Source organism: Enterobacter cloacae complex sp. IR5418 (assembly GCF_049238105.1).
GTDB lineage: Bacteria > Pseudomonadota > Gammaproteobacteria > Enterobacterales > Enterobacteriaceae > Enterobacter > Enterobacter hormaechei.
The window spans coordinates 1-15,315 of the sequence record NZ_JBMKHS010000017.1 but is presented as its reverse complement, the minus strand read 5'-3'; the positions used below and the strand labels follow the sequence as shown (position 1 = coordinate 15,315).

The following is a 15,315-nucleotide window of genomic DNA, read 5'->3' as shown; positions in this document are numbered from 1 at the left end:
GGCTGGCGAATGTTTTTGTGGTTTATTTAGTCAGGATCAGTTTTCCGGCATTGGTCTGGCGCAGCAGGTAGTGCTGCCCGTCATGCACGATAATCACCCGTCCCTCGTCACCCAACAGGCTTTTGCTGTCGATTCGGCGATCGGTGGGAGCAGGGGACGGCGCTGTGTGTGTTTTTGTTGGCGTTGCCGCGCTGTTATCGGTCGGTGACATAATGTTTATAAATAACAATCAATGTAACAATGATAATCATTATCAATAAACTGCAAATTCACGGCAAGCGTTTTTGTGAAAATTGTGTGACGGGATCAAATTTGTGCAATGAAACGCCCGGTGGCGGCTACGCCTTACCGGGCCTACAACGGCACGGATCGTAGGTCGGGTAAGCGCAGCGCCACCCGACAATAACATCAGAAGCGAGAATCAACCGCCGCAGCCAGCATCTCCAGCAGCAGCTCGCTGTCTTCCCAGCTCAGGCACGGGTCGGTGATTGACTGCCCGTAGACCATTTGCTGTCCGGCGACGATCTTCTGAGTACCTTCTTTAATAAAACTCTCCGCCATAATTCCGGCAATGGCGGTCGAGCCGCTGCGGATCTGCTGGCAAACTTCTTCACAGACGTCCAGCTGGCGGCGGTGCTGTTTCTGGCAGTTGCCGTGGCTGAAATCCACCACCAGATGCTCCGGCAGGTCAAATTCCGCCAGCGTTTCGCAGGCAGCGGCAATATCGTCTGCATGGTAATTCGGTTTTTTACCGCCACGCATAATGATATGCCCGAACGGGTTGCCGCTGGTCTGGTAGATGGTCATCTGGCCGTTTTTATCCGGCGAGAGGAACATATGGCTGGCACGTGACGCCCGGATGGCATCGACGGCAATTCGGGTATTGCCGTCCGTTCCGTTTTTGAAACCCACCGGGCAGGAGAGCGCCGATGCCATTTCTCGGTGGATCTGGCTTTCGGTGGTACGCGCCCCTATCGCGCCCCAGCTAATGAGGTCGGCAATAAATTGTCCGGTCACCATATCCAGAAATTCGGTGGCGGTAGGCACACCCAGCTCGTTAACCTGTAACAGCAGCTTACGCGCCAGGGCAATACCGTGATTCACCCGGTAGCTGCCGTTCAGGTCGGGATCGGAGATCAATCCTTTCCAGCCCACCACGGTACGCGGCTTTTCAAAGTAGGTCCGCATCACGATCTCAAGGCGATCCTGATATTTTTCACGCAGCGTCTGAAGGCGTTTCGCATAATCCATCGCCGCCTCGAGGTCGTGGATGGAGCAGGGGCCAATCACCACCAGAAGCCGTTTGTCTTCACCATTGAGAATTTTTTCGATGCGGCGACGGGAGGCCGTCACATGGTCCGCCACATCGGCGGAAACGGGATGCAGCCGGGCCAGTTCAGCCGGTGTGACCAGGCTATCAATGCGCGCGGTGCGCAGTTCGTCGGTTTTGTTCATGGAATGTCTCAGAAATTTTTTGCTTCATCGGCAGACTACCGGGAAGTGATGGGCATCACCTTAAACCAATCCCTGCTGATTTCAAGTTCGGGGCACGTCGCCCCGAGGATGGCATGATAATAACTGAAACTGGATTAATGTACTAGCATATTAGTACATGCGGCGATTCAGCCCCATGATATCGAGGATCTTGGTGGCAATTTCTTCTACTGAATAGTTGGTACTGTTCAGCCAGGGGATCTGGTTTTTTCGATACAGCGCTTCGACTTCAGAGACTTCCATACGGCACTGGCGCATGGAGGCGTAGCGGCTGTTCTCGCGACGTTCTTCGCGGATTGCCGCCAGTCGCTCCGGGTTGATGGTCAGCCCAAACAGCTTATGCTGGAGCGGCTTGAGCGCGGCGGGCAGCACCAGGTTATCCATATCATCGGCAATAAAGGGGTAGTTGGCGGCGCGAATGCCAAACTGCATCGCAAGGTAAAGGCTGGTGGGGGTTTTACCGCAGCGCGAGACGCCGAGCAAAATCACCTGCGCCTGGTCCAGATTGCGCAGCGAGATCCCGTCGTCGTGCGCCAGGGTGTAGTCAATGGCGGCAATACGCGCATCGTATTTGGTCAGGTTGCCCGGGTTCAGCCCGTGGGTACGGTGGGCGATGGGCGTCGGGTCCAGCTTCAGCTCGCCTTGCAGCGGCGCGACCAGCGCCTGCACGATGTCCTGACAGAAGCCCTCGCTTTGCAGAATGATGTTGCGGATCTCGGGGATCACAATGGAATAGAACACCAGGGGACGAACGCCGGTCTGCTGGTAAATGGCGTCGATCTGGTCCTTGACCGCTTTGGCCCGGCTCTCATTTTCCACGAACGGCAGCGTGATGCTATTTATCGACACGGGAAACTGCGACATCACCGCGTGTCCCAGCACCTCGGCGGTAATCGCCGTCCCATCAGAAATATAAAAAACGTGGCGATCGACAGCATTATCCATTTTATCCACCCTGAATAGCGTACGTAATTGCCTGAAAGCATAAATTAAAAAAGTTAATTTCACAGCAAAGAACTTATCTGAATTTAAAATGAAATGGTGTTTTTGATTTTCCTGAAAAGTGGATTTCATTTTTCGAATAGCGGCTTTATTTCTATGGTTTTTGCCGGAATCTATAGGAATCATCGGGTTAGCGAGTGCGGGGAAACTGTCCGAAAAGTTGAAAATTTAAATTGCTTACACGATTCACCGTTTTTTTAGCGGAAATAAATATGCCAGTATAAATACGTAGTCAGGTGTTTCTTACTCCGATCAAATATCACAAAAGGATTGTTTCGATGTCCAACAATGGCTCGTCACCGCTGGTGCTTTGGTATAACCAACTCGGCATGAATGATGTAGACAGAGTTGGGGGCAAAAATGCCTCCCTGGGTGAAATGATTACAAATCTGTCTGGTATGGGTGTCTCCGTACCTAACGGGTTTGCCACAACCGCCGATGCGTTTAACCTGTTTTTAGACCAGAGCGGTGTAAACCAGCGCATTTACGACCTGCTGGATAAAACGGATATTGATGATGTCACCGAGCTTGCCAAAGCCGGCGCGCAAATCCGCCAGTGGATCATCGACACACCTTTCCAGCCGGAACTGGAAAAAGCCATTCACGACGCCTACAACCAGCTCTCCGCTGACGACGCGCAGGCCTCTTTTGCCGTGCGCTCCTCCGCTACCGCGGAAGATATGCCGGATGCCTCTTTCGCCGGACAGCAGGAAACCTTCCTCAACGTCCAGGGTTATGAGGCGGTACTGGTGGCGGTGAAGCATGTGTTTGCTTCCCTGTTCAACGACCGCGCCATCTCCTATCGCGTTCATCAGGGCTATGATCATCGCGGCGTCGCGCTCTCCGCGGGCGTGCAGCGTATGGTGCGCTCCGACGTGGGTTCCTCCGGCGTGATGTTCTCCATTGATACCGAATCCGGTTTCGACCAGGTGGTGTTTATCACCTCCGCGTGGGGGCTGGGCGAGATGGTGGTACAGGGGGCGGTGAACCCTGACGAATTCTACGTACACAAGCCTACGCTGGCGGCAAATCGCCCGGCGGTGGTGCGCCGCACCATGGGCTCGAAAAAAATCCGCATGATCTATGCCCCGACCCAGGAGCATGGTAAGCAGGTCACCATTGAGGATGTTCCGCAGGAGCAGCGTGACCGTTTCTCCCTGACCGACGCCGAAGTGGAAGAACTGGCGAAGCAGGCGGTGCAGATCGAAAAACACTATGGTCGTCCGATGGACATCGAGTGGGCGAAAGACGGACACACCGGCAAGCTGTTTATCGTGCAGGCGCGTCCGGAAACCGTCCGTTCACGCGGTCAGGTCATGGAGCGCTACACCCTGCACGCGCAGGGCAAAATTGTCGCGGAAGGCCGCGCAATTGGTCACCGCATCGGTGCCGGTCCGGTGAAAGTGATCCACGACATCAGCGAGATGAACCGCATTCAGCCCGGCGACGTGCTGGTCACCGACATGACCGACCCGGACTGGGAACCGATCATGAAGAAAGCGGCTGCCATCGTCACCAACCGCGGTGGCCGTACCTGTCACGCGGCTATTATCGCCCGTGAGCTGGGGATCCCGGCGGTCGTCGGCTGCGGCGACGCGACCGAACGCATGAAGGACGACCAGAACGTGACGGTCTCCTGTGCCGAAGGCGATACCGGTTATGTGTATGCCGATATCCTCGACTTCAGCGTGAAAAGCTCCAGCGTGGATACCATGCCGGACCTGCCGCTGAAGATCATGATGAACGTCGGTAACCCGGACCGCGCGTTTGACTTCGCCTGCCTGCCGAACGAAGGCGTGGGTCTGGCGCGTCTGGAATTTATTATTAACCGTATGATCGGGGTGCACCCGCGTGCGCTGCTGGAGTTCGACGACCAGGACGCAAAACTGCAAAACGAAATCCGCGAGATGATGAAGGGTTACGACTCGCCGAAAGAGTTCTATGTCGGACGCCTGACGGAAGGGATCGCCACGCTCGGCGCGGCCTTCTACCCGAAACGCGTGATCGTGCGTCTGTCGGACTTTAAGTCCAACGAATACGCCAACCTGGTGGGCGGCGAACGTTACGAGCCGGAAGAAGAGAACCCGATGCTGGGCTTCCGTGGCGCCGGACGTTACGTGTCGGAAAGCTTCCGCGACTGCTTCGCGCTGGAGTGCGAGGCGGTAAAACGCGTGCGCAACGACATGGGGCTGACCAACGTGGAAATCATGATCCCGTTCGTCCGTACCGTGGATCAGGCGAAAGCGGTGGTGGATGAGCTGGCGCGCCAGGGACTGAAGCGTGGCGAGAACGGGCTGAAGATCATCATGATGTGTGAAATTCCGTCCAACGCCCTGCTGGCCGAGCAGTTCCTGGAACATTTCGACGGTTTCTCCATTGGTTCGAACGACATGACGCAGCTGGCGCTCGGTCTGGACCGCGACTCCGGCGTGGTCTCTGAGCTGTTCGATGAGCGTAACGAGGCGGTGAAAGCGCTGCTCTCCATGGCCATCCGCGCGGCGAAGAAACAGGGTAAATATGTCGGGATTTGCGGTCAGGGTCCTTCTGACCATGAAGACTTTGCGGCCTGGCTGATGGACGAGGGCATTGATAGCCTCTCCCTGAACCCGGACACCGTGGTGCAAACCTGGCTGAGCCTGGCAGAGCTGAACAAGTAAAACCTGCATAACCTGAAAAAGGCGAGGATATCTGTCCTCGCCTTTTTTATTTTCCTGCGAATATGCTCACCATCACAAATAAAGCAAAAAACCAAATATCATAATTTATCTGTTAATTTAGACAATTGTTAGCGGGCAAAGCGTTGCTAATACTTGAGCCTTACCGCGTACCGCCTTCGGGCTGATGCGCGACTGGTTGAAATACGTTTTAACCTGATAAAAAGGCAAATAACAATGACAATCTCCTCTGTATTACGTACCAAAGATAAAATAGGTTATGGCCTGGGTGATATGGCCAGCGCGCTGGTCTGGCAAACGGCAACGTTATTTCTCGCTTATTTCTATACGGACGTATTCGGTTTACCGGCGGCCATTATGGGCACCATGTTTTTAGTGGTGCGCGTGGTCGATGCGTTTGTCGACCCATGCATTGGCGCGCTGGTGGATCGTACTCAGACGCGCCACGGTCGTTTTCGTCCCTGGCTGCTCTGGTTTGCCATTCCGTTTGGCGTGAGCTGCCTCATCACCTTCTACGTACCGGATGCCGGGGCGACGGCAAAAATTGTTTATGCCTGCGTGACCTATGCCATCCTGAGCCTGATCTACTCCGCGATTAACGTCCCTTACTGCGCCATGCCCGGCGCGCTGACGCTCGACCCACGCGAGCGCCACTCGCTGCAATCCTGGCGCTTTGGCCTGTCGTTTATCGGCGGGTTGATTGTCACGGTCATCGCGCTGCCGCTGGTCTCTTTATTAGGCCAGGGCAATGTGCAGAAAGGCTATTTCTATGCCATGAGCCTGATGGGGCTGCTGGGAATTGTGTTATTCTTCTGCTGCTTCTTTATGACCCGCGAGCGTTACTCTCCGCGCAATGACACCTCCGGCTCAATGCTGACGGATTTAAAACTGCTGGCTGGCAACAGCCAGTGGCGAATTGTTTTTCTGTTTAATATTTTACTGTTAACCGCCGTCGTAACGCGTGGCTCTGCGACCATGTATTACGTTAACTATGTTCTGTTACGTCCGGAACTGGTCTTTGCCTTTATTGTTTCCGGCATGGTGGCATCCTTAAGCGGCGCATTATTATCTGAACGCCTGCTGGGGAAATTTGACCGCGTTCGCGCATATCAGTGGACTATTATTTCCTTCGTTATTTTTGGCGCGCTGATTTTCTTCATTCCCCCTTCGCAGGTGTGGCTGATATTCGGTCTGAATATTGTGTTTAGTTTTATTCAGAACCTGACCACGCCCCTGCAATGGACCATGTTCTCCGATGTGGTGGACTACGAAGAACACCGGAGCGGCCGCCGTCTGGACGGGCTGGTCTTTTCTACCGCCCTGTTTGCCATCAAGTTTGGGCTGGCGCTGGGTGGGGCGGTGGTCGGCTGGGTGCTTGGCATGGTGGATTACGCGCCCGGACAGGCAAACCAGGCGCCTCACGTCCTCGCAACCATCAACGCCCTGTTTACCCTGATCCCCTGCGTGCTGTTCCTCTGCATGGTGGCACTCCTTGCCATCTACAAACTTAACAGCCGGCTTGTAGACACTATCGCCCGGGAGCTGGCCAGCAAACGCGATATTCGAAACGATGCGGGGCAGCTCAGCCCGGCAACCCAATCCGCAATACAGGAGTAAAACATGATGGCTATCTATAAGGACGCGGGACGTCCCGTACATGAGCGTGTCGCCGATTTACTGGCGCGTATGAGTCCTGAAGAGAAATTTGCTCAGATGCACGCGTACTGGCTGATCCTCGACGAAAATGGCAACCATCGCGAGCGCAGCGATTTGAGCGATGAATTCGCCGGTGTGAGCGAACAGGCGTCCCTCAGCGAACGGCTGAAGCTGGGTGTCGGGCAGATCACCCGACCGCTCGGCACGCACATTGTTGATGCAAAAACCGGCGTGCGAGCCGCCAACCGTCTGCAACGCATGATGATGGAGGAGACCCGGCTCGGCATTCCGGCGCTGTTTCATGAGGAGTGTCTGGTGGGATTGCTGTGCAAAGACGCAACGCTGTTCCCGTCGTCGCTGAACTATGGTTCCACCTGGGATCCGGCGCTGGTACAGCGCGCAGCGGAGCAGATCGGCAAAGAGGCTCGATCCGTCGGGTGTCAACAGGGGCTGGCCCCGGTGCTGGACGTTTCCCGCGACGTGCGCTGGGGGCGTACGGAAGAGACCTTCGGGGAAGATCCGTGGCTGGTGGGGGTGATGGCCACCGCCTACGTCAAAGGCTTGCAGGGTGATAAGCGCGATCTGCTGGCGACCCTGAAACACTACGTCGGCCACTCCTTCAGCGAAGGGGCGCGCAACCATGCGCCGGTCCATCTCGGTTTCAGCGAGCTAAACGATACCTTCCTGCTGCCGTTTGAAATGGCGGTGAAGCTGGCCCACGCCGGTTCAGTGATGCCCGCCTATCACGACATTGATAACCAGCCAGGGCACAGCGACCACTTCCTGCTCACCACCGTACTGCGTGAACAGTGGGGCTTCGACGGTATTATCGTGGCGGATTACGGCGGCGTCAGCCTGCTGCACCAGCACCACGGGGTTTCTCACGATCCCGCGGAATCAGCGGCGCTGGCGTTTAACGCCGGGCTGGACGTGGAATTGCCAAAAGATGACTGCGCGCGTCATCTGGCGGAAGCGGTAGAGCGTGGGCTTATTTCGATGGCGAAAGTGGATGAGATTGTGGCGCGTGTGCTGAGTGAAAAATTCCGCCTCGGGCTGTTTGAAAAACCGTACGCCGACGAAGACAGTATTGATTTGCAGAATGAGGCGACCCGGCAGGTAACGCGCGAGGTGGCAGCAAAATCGATAACGCTGCTGGAAAACAACGGCATTTTGCCCCTCAACGGGAAACCTCGTGTAGCGGTAGTGGGACCGACGGCAGACGATCCGCTGGCGCTGCTGAGCGGCTACAGCTTCCCGGTGCACCTGATCATCAGCGATATGGTTGAAGAGACCTCGCAGGTGACTACTCCGCGCGCGGCGCTGGAACAGTATCTTGGTGCATCGCAGATACGTTACGCCAAAGGGTGTCACATTATCGAAAAACGGATGGCGGGCGCGCCAGTCTTTCCTGGCGACAGCGGTGGTAAACCGATGCAGCAGTCGCCGGTTTCACAACGCACGGATCTGATCCCCGACGCCGTGAGCGCGGCGCAAGCGAGTGACGTGGTGGTGGCCTGCGTCGGTGACCTCGCCGGACTATTCCAGAGCGGCACCGTGGGGGAAGGATCGGATACCGATTCGCTGGATCTGCCGGGCGTGCAGCAACAGCTGCTGGAGGCGCTGGTGGCAACCGGTAAGCCGGTGATTGTCGTCATGACCGGCGGGCGACCTTATAACCTTCAGGGGCTGGAAGATAAGGTGGCCGCGCTGATGTTGGCCTGGGCGCCGGGGCAGGAAGGAGGCTGGGCGATTGCCGATGTCTTAACCGGTCGCGCGGAGCCGCAGGGCAGGCTGGTCGTGAGCGTACCGAAAAGCGCCGGGGCGATGCCGTACTACTACAACCACAAGCTGAAAAGCGGCGGCACGCCGTTTGCGTTCCATTTCGGCGCACTTTACCCGTTCGGTTACGGTCTCGGCTGGACGCAGTTTAGCTGGGGCGCGGCCCGCCTGGCTGAAAGTCGCGTCCCGGTCGGCGGAGAGGTGGTGTTAAACGTCGATATCACCAACACCGGGGAGCGCAGTGGCAGTGAAGTGGTGCAGGTGTATGTGCGCGATAAGGTCGCCACGCAGGTGCGGCCGCTTCAGGAGCTGAAAGCGTTCCAGCGCGTTACGCTTTCACCGGGAGAAACCGCCACGCTGACCTTTACCCTGCCGGTAGAGATGTTCAATTTCACGCGCCGGGACGGGAAGCGAATCGTCGAGCCAGGGGAATTTGAGCTACAGGTTGGCGCGTCCTCGGCGGATATTCGCGATGCAGTAACGGTACAGGTAACCGGAGAGACGCGGGTACTGGCGGGGGATTGGCGAATGCTCAGTCGCTGTGACATGACCCGGGCGTAAAAAGGATAAAAAAAAGCCCATCGTGGGAGATGGGCAAAGACTACACACAGCAATTCGTTGTTTCACTCAGGGGATTTCCATGCTTATAAATCAAGGTGTTGATTTATAACCGTGTGTTAATAGTAGGCATGCCAGGATTTTGAGTCGATCGGATTCGTCTCAATAGTTAAAGGGAGGTAAAGATTTCTTGAACAGAATGACGGTTTTAGGCAGGAAAAGGCGGGTCTGACCAGTGAGCAGAGAATAAATAGTTTAGCAACGTTTAAGTATTCCTGCCCAGAATGTAGGCCGGGTAAGCGTTAGCGCCACCCGGCATACGTTCTTACTGCGCGTTCTTATCTTCCAGCTCTTCAAGTTCGCTTAAGATGACGTCCGGATCGGTTCCCGGCGGCGGCACTTCATGCACCCAGGCGGAGAAGAGTCGCCAGGTTACCGCAAGCAGCACCGGACCGATGAACAGACCAATCATGCCGAAGGCAATTAATCCCCCGATCACCCCGGACAGGATTAATATCAGCGGCAGGTCAGCGCCCATGCGAATGAGCAGCGGGCGAATCACGTTATCCATGGTGCCCACCACGCAACTCCAGACCAGCAGCACCGTGCCCCAGGTCGTATCCCCCGTCCAGTAAAGCCAGATGATGCAGGGAACCAGCACCAGCAGCGGACCGAGCTGTGCCAGACAGGTCATTAGCATGATGACGGTGAAAATGGTGGCATACGGCACACCGGAAATCGCCAGCCCGATTCCGCCAAGCACCGCCTGCACCAGCGCTGTGACCACCACGCCGAGCGCCACCGCGCGGACGGCCTGGGCTGCCAGCAGCACGGCGGCGTCGCCGCGTTTACCTGCCAGGCGGGTGGCGAAATGACGTATCCCCAGCGCAACCTGCTCGCCGCGCCAGTAAAGCAGGGCGCTGAAGACCAGCATCAACGCACAGTGCATCATGAAGCGACCGATGTGCGCAGCCTGCCCCACAAACCAGGTGGTGGTTGTCCCGATGTACGGTCGCACTTTGGCCATCAGGGCGCTACCGCCCATCTCCAGCAGGCTATGCCAGCCGCTGTACAGTTTGGCGCCCACAACCGGAATGCTGTTCAGCCACGCGAGATCCGGCAGCGTCATGTCACCGCTGGTGACCGCGCGAATAACCGGGCCGCTGCTGTCAACCAGGCTGTTAACCAGCAGTGCAATGGGAATGATGAACAGCAGGAACAACAGCAGCGTCATCACCAGCACGGCCAGACCGCGGCGACCAAACAGCAGCTTCTGCAAACGTAAGAGTAAAGGCCAGGTCGCGACGACGACGGTCGCGGCCCAGGCAAATCCGAGCACGAAAGGGCGAACAATCCACAGACACGCAATAATCATAATGGCTAAGAACAGCACCGATAGCAGTATCTGCGCGACATCCCTGGGCTGACGAAGGTTGACCATAAACAAAACTTTCCTTAAATGAACACCAGCAAGGCTGATGGGAATATAAACCGCTTCTCTCTAATCATTAGTGATTTCAGCGATTTTTGACAGGCGGATTTTGCCCGTAATTCTACGAAGCACATAAGAAAAAAATGTGATAAAACTTTCCAGACACAACGCAAACGATTTCACACTATTCTCATTAGGGTCGACAGCAATGATCCCACAGATTTCTCAGGCACCGGGCGTCGTTCAGCTGGTGCTTAATTTTTTGCAGGCACTGGAGCAACAGGGTTTTACAGGTGATACCGCCACCGATTATGCCGACAGGCTGACGATGGCGACCGATAACAGTATTTACCAGCTTCTTCCCGATGCCGTCGTTTTCCCGCGCTCTACCGCCGATGTAGCGCTCATCGCCCGCCTGGCGTCGCAGGACCGTTTCAGCTCTCTGGTCTTTACCCCGCGCGGCGGCGGGACAGGCACCAATGGGCAGGCGCTGAACCAGGGCATCATCATTGATATGTCCCGCTATATGAACCGCATCATTGAGATCAACCCGGAAGAGGGGTGGGTACGTGTGGAAGCGGGGGTCATCAAAGATCAGCTGAATCAGTTTTTAAAACCTTACGGCTATTTTTTTGCGCCGGAGCTTTCCACCAGTAACCGCGCGACCCTTGGCGGGATGATCAACACCGATGCCTCGGGGCAAGGCTCATTGGTCTATGGCAAAACCTCCGATCACGTCATGGGTGTGCGGGCGGTGCTGCTGGGGGGCGATATTCTCGATACCCAACCGATGCCGGTCGAACTGGCTGAAACGCTGGCAAAAGAGAGCACCACCAGCGGACGGATTTACCGTACCGTGCTGGAGCGCTGCCGCGAAAATCGCGAACTGATCCTCGACAAATTCCCGAAGCTTAACCGCTTCCTGACGGGCTACGATCTGCGTCATGTCTTTAATGACGATCTGAGCCAGTTCGATCTTACCCGCGTGCTGACCGGGTCAGAAGGGACGCTGGCCTTCATCACCGAAGCGCGGCTGGATATCACCCGGTTGCCAAAGGTGCGCCGTCTGGTGAACGTCAAATACAACTCCTTTGACTCCGCTTTGCGTAATGCACCGTTTATGGTGGAGGCGCGGGCGCTGTCGGTGGAAACCGTCGATTCAAAAGTCCTGAACCTGGCCCGGGAAGATATCGTCTGGCATTCGGTGAGCGAACTGATTACCGACGTGCCGGATAAAGAGATGCTCGGCCTGAACATCGTCGAGTTCGCCGGGGATGACGCAGAGCTTATTGAAAGCCAGGTGAGCACGCTCTGCCAGCGTCTGGACGAGCTGATTGCGCAGGGGGAAGGCGGCGTCATTGGCTGGCAGTTGTGTAACGATCTCTCTGGCATCGAGCGAATCTACGCGATGCGTAAAAAGGCGGTGGGGCTGCTCGGCAACGCGAAAGGGGCGGCGAAGCCGATTCCGTTTGCGGAGGATACCTGCGTGCCGCCGGAACATCTGGCGGATTATATAGTGGAGTTTCGCGCGCTGCTGGACAGCCATGGTCTGAGCTATGGCATGTTCGGGCACGTCGACGCGGGTGTGCTGCACGTGCGCCCGGCGCTGGACATGTGCGATCCGCAGCAGGAGATCCTGATGAAGGAGATCTCCGACGAGGTCGTGGCCCTCACGGCCAAATACGGCGGCTTGCTATGGGGCGAGCACGGCAAAGGGTTCCGCGCCGAGTACAGCCCGGCATTCTTTGGTGAACAACTCTACGCCGAACTGCGTAAGGTGAAAGCCGCATTTGACCCCGATAACCGCCTCAACCCGGGAAAAATCTGCCCGCCGGAGGGCGTTGATGCGCCGATGTTGCAGGTGGACGCCGTTAAGCGCGGCACCTATGACCGACAAATTCCGATTGCGGTACGCGCGTCCTGGCGCGGCGCGATGGAGTGTAACGGCAACGGGCTGTGCTTCAACTTCGACGTGAAAAGCCCGATGTGTCCGTCGATGAAAATCACCAGCAACCGTATCCACTCCCCGAAAGGGCGTGCGACGCTGGTGCGTGAATGGCTGCGCCTGCTGGCCGATCGCGGCATTGACCCGCTCAAGCTGGAACAGGAACTGCCGGAAAAACGCGCCAGCCTGCGCAGGCTTATCGAACGCACTCGCAACAGCTGGCATGCGAATAAAGGTGAATACGATTTTTCTCATGAAGTGAAAGAGGCGATGTCCGGCTGCCTGGCGTGCAAGGCGTGTTCAACCCAGTGCCCGATTAAAATTGACGTACCGGAATTCCGTTCCCGCTTCCTCCAGCTCTATCACACGCGTTATCTGCGCCCCCTGCGCGATCATCTGGTGGCGACGGTGGAGAGTTACGCGCCGCTGATGGCCCGTGCGCCAAAAACCTTTAACTTCTTTATCAATCAGCCGCTGGTGCGCAAACTGTCTGAAAAACATATCGGCATGGTGGATTTGCCGCTGCTGTCGACGCCATCGCTCCAGCGTCGGCTGGTGGGGCACCGCTCGGCGAACATGACCCTGGAACAACTGGAAGCATTAAGCCCTGAGCAGAAAGCGAAGGTGGTGCTGGTGGTGCAGGATCCGTTTACCAGCTATTACGATGCGCAGGTGGTGGCTGATTTTGTCCGGCTGGCCGAGAAAATCGGCTACCAGCCGGTGGTGCTGCCGTTCTCCCCGAACGGCAAGGCGCAGCACATTAAAGGCTTCCTGACCCGCTTTGCGAAAACTGCGCAGAAAACGTCAGATTTCCTGAATCGCGTGGCGCAGCTCGGCATGCCGATGGTGGGCGTCGATCCGGCGCTGGTGCTCTGCTACCGCGATGAATACAGGCAGACGCTCGGCGATAAGCGCGGTGATTTTCAGGTCTTACTGGTGCACGAATGGCTGCCTGCGGTGCTGACGCAAACGGCCCCTCAGGAGGTCAGCGGAGAATCCTGGTATCTGTTTGGGCACTGTACCGAAGTGACGGCGCTGCCGACGGCGCCTGCCCAGTGGGCTTCTATCTTCGCCCGGTTTGGCGCGAAGCTGGAAAGCGTCAACGTGGGCTGCTGCGGCATGGCCGGAACCTACGGCCATGAAGCCAAAAACCACGCCAACTCGCTTGGCATCTATGAACTGTCATGGCATCAGGCGATGCAGCGCCTGCCACGCAACCGCTGTCTGGCGACGGGCTACTCCTGCCGCAGCCAGGTGAAACGGGTGGAAGGTAACGGCGTTCGCCATCCATTGCAGGCTTTACTGGAGATTATGGGATGATCTGGAAACGAGCGGTCACGCTGGAGGCATTAAATGCCATGGGCGCGGAGAACATGGTCGGTTTGCTGGACATCCAGTTCACGCGCATTGGCGACGACGAACTGGAAGCAACGATGCCAGTAGACCGCCGCACTCATCAACCGTTTGGCCTGTTGCACGGCGGCGCGTCCGTCGTGCTGGCGGAAACGCTGGGGTCGGTGGCAGGCTACCTCTGTACGGAAGGAGAGCAGAAGGTGGTGGGGCTGGAGGTCAATGCCAACCACATCCGCTCTGTTCGCAGCGGACACGTGCGCGGCATCTGCCGCGCACTGCATGCCGGAAGCCGTCATCAGGTGTGGCAGATAGAGATTCTGGACGAACAGGATCGCCTGTGTTGTTCATCCAGGCTGACGACGGCCGTTGTGTAAAGTTTCCGGATGCCTTGCTTTTGGTCAAAAAATAGCCGCCTGATTGTGGTATACTGGTCACGTTTTGAACATAAGCGAGGACATCATGGATACTGAAATAACCCCAACACAGCTGGCAATTGAATATTTACGTCGCGATAAAAGCAATCTGTCTCCCGCGCAGTACCTGAAAAAGCTGAAACAGCTTGAGCTGGAATTTACGGATTTGCTGGCGCTCTCTTCAAACGAACTGAAAGAAGAGATCTACTTTGCCTGGCGGTTGGGCGTTCACGTCCATTAAGCAGTGAAGAAAAGGCCGCAAACGCGGCCTTTTTTGTGTCTGACAGTCAGTATCTGGCAGGCAGTTTGTTAATTTTAATGAGCCGGCCTTCTTCCATTTCGATGAACCCGCCCGTTTTCAGGTCAGCCAGTATGCGCATTACGCCGCTGCGGGAAAGCTGGGTTTTATCCCTGATATACCTTTCCGCCGTCACGCTACGTCGGTAGCTGTCATCTTCCTGCATCAGCAACACGAGCTGCTGGCGAATCATTTCGTATGCGGTTGGCGCGCCTTTCGGCATCACGTTGTGATAGAGGCGGTTGTAAACAAACATCAGATGATTAGAAAGCAGCCCCCACAGCGCGTTCTCTTTGATAATTTCAGCCACCCGATCGGTCGTGAGCACACCGATCAGGCAAGGCGTCACCGTTCGGAGGTAGTCGGTAAAATAGATGTCCGTCAGGTTAGCGAGGCCAAACAGGGCGGGACTGCGCGCCGTCGAAAGCATCATATCGTCGCTTCTTCTGTATATAGCGACCGTGCCCTCAAGAATTAAATAACACATGCTCTGCCCGTTAACCTGGAGATGAAGTTGCTCGCCGGGATCGGTTTTATGCGTGGCGCAGTGCGGCTGTAAATGAGAAATCAGTTCCTGAGCATAGGGAGAGCCGCGATGCGATGGTTTATCAGAAGACATAGCGTTAACCTGGAAAGAGATAGTACTCTCTATAGACTTTGTTGAATAAATCGAACTTTTGCTGAGTTGAAGGATCAGATCACGCATCTTC

General features: G+C 56.3%; 11 protein-coding genes and 1 other RNA gene. 6 read left to right on the top strand and 6 right to left on the bottom strand.

What is annotated here, in order from left to right:
* Positions 1-22: 22 nt before the first annotated feature.
* The 3 genes from hemP to ppsR form a co-directional block, all read right to left on the bottom strand.
* Positions 23-211 carry a hemin uptake protein HemP gene (gene hemP, locus ACOTX7_RS14205; protein WP_047354032.1) on the bottom strand — a complete coding sequence of 63 codons (189 nt, stop codon included), beginning with the start codon at positions 209-211 and terminating at the stop codon, positions 23-25.
* 197 nt (positions 212-408) lie between these two features.
* Complete coding sequence (gene aroH / locus ACOTX7_RS14200) at positions 409-1,455, bottom strand: 3-deoxy-7-phosphoheptulonate synthase (RefSeq protein ID WP_221813517.1); 1,047 nt, start codon at positions 1,453-1,455, stop codon at positions 409-411.
* A 150-nt stretch (positions 1,456-1,605) separates the two neighbouring features.
* Positions 1,606-2,439, bottom strand: a complete 834-nt coding sequence (gene ppsR / locus ACOTX7_RS14195) for a posphoenolpyruvate synthetase regulatory kinase/phosphorylase PpsR (protein WP_032673514.1) — start codon at positions 2,437-2,439, stop codon at positions 1,606-1,608.
* A 335-nt stretch (positions 2,440-2,774) separates the two neighbouring features.
* On the opposite strand from ppsR, the gene ppsA reads away from it, so the two are divergent.
* From ppsA to ACOTX7_RS14180, 3 genes are all read left to right on the top strand, one after another.
* Complete coding sequence (ppsA, locus tag ACOTX7_RS14190; protein WP_006809058.1) at positions 2,775-5,153, top strand: phosphoenolpyruvate synthase; 2,379 nt, start codon at positions 2,775-2,777, stop codon at positions 5,151-5,153.
* Between the two features lie 234 nt (positions 5,154-5,387).
* Positions 5,388-6,788 (top strand): MFS transporter, encoded by a 1,401-nt coding sequence (locus tag ACOTX7_RS14185; RefSeq protein ID WP_006809057.1) that lies wholly within the window; start codon positions 5,388-5,390, stop codon positions 6,786-6,788.
* A 3-nt stretch (positions 6,789-6,791) separates the two neighbouring features.
* Entirely contained in the window at positions 6,792-9,167 is a 2,376-nt protein-coding gene (locus ACOTX7_RS14180) for a glycoside hydrolase family 3 N-terminal domain-containing protein (protein WP_221255859.1), read from the top strand.
* Positions 9,168-9,172: 5 nt separating this feature from the next.
* Here ACOTX7_RS14180 and rprA read toward each other — a convergent pair.
* An RNA gene (gene rprA, locus ACOTX7_RS14175) (antisense sRNA RprA) lies at positions 9,173-9,280 on the bottom strand.
* A 209-nt stretch (positions 9,281-9,489) separates the two neighbouring features.
* Positions 9,490-10,605, bottom strand: coding sequence for an AI-2E family transporter YdiK (ydiK, locus tag ACOTX7_RS14170; protein WP_006809055.1), 1,116 nt, complete (start codon positions 10,603-10,605; stop codon positions 9,490-9,492).
* A 199-nt stretch (positions 10,606-10,804) separates the two neighbouring features.
* Between ydiK and ydiJ the strand changes: the two genes are divergently transcribed.
* From ydiJ to ACOTX7_RS14155, 3 genes are all read left to right on the top strand, one after another.
* A complete protein-coding gene (gene ydiJ, locus ACOTX7_RS14165; protein WP_221813515.1) occupies positions 10,805-13,861 on the top strand; it encodes a D-2-hydroxyglutarate dehydrogenase YdiJ in 3,057 nt (1,018 codons plus the stop codon).
* A complete protein-coding gene (menI, locus tag ACOTX7_RS14160; protein ID WP_047354020.1) occupies positions 13,858-14,268 on the top strand; it encodes a 1,4-dihydroxy-2-naphthoyl-CoA hydrolase in 411 nt (136 codons plus the stop codon). The genes ydiJ and menI overlap by 4 nt, the downstream gene beginning before the upstream one ends.
* Positions 14,269-14,353: 85 nt before the next feature.
* Positions 14,354-14,548, top strand: a complete 195-nt coding sequence (locus tag ACOTX7_RS14155) for a YdiH family protein (RefSeq protein WP_003857766.1) — start codon at positions 14,354-14,356, stop codon at positions 14,546-14,548.
* Between the two features lie 46 nt (positions 14,549-14,594).
* Here the strand turns inward: ACOTX7_RS14155 and ACOTX7_RS14150 are convergent, their stop codons facing one another.
* Positions 14,595-15,224 carry a helix-turn-helix domain-containing protein gene (locus ACOTX7_RS14150; protein WP_221257234.1) on the bottom strand — a complete coding sequence of 210 codons (630 nt, stop codon included), beginning with the start codon at positions 15,222-15,224 and terminating at the stop codon, positions 14,595-14,597.
* Between the last annotated feature and the right edge of the window lie 91 nt (positions 15,225-15,315).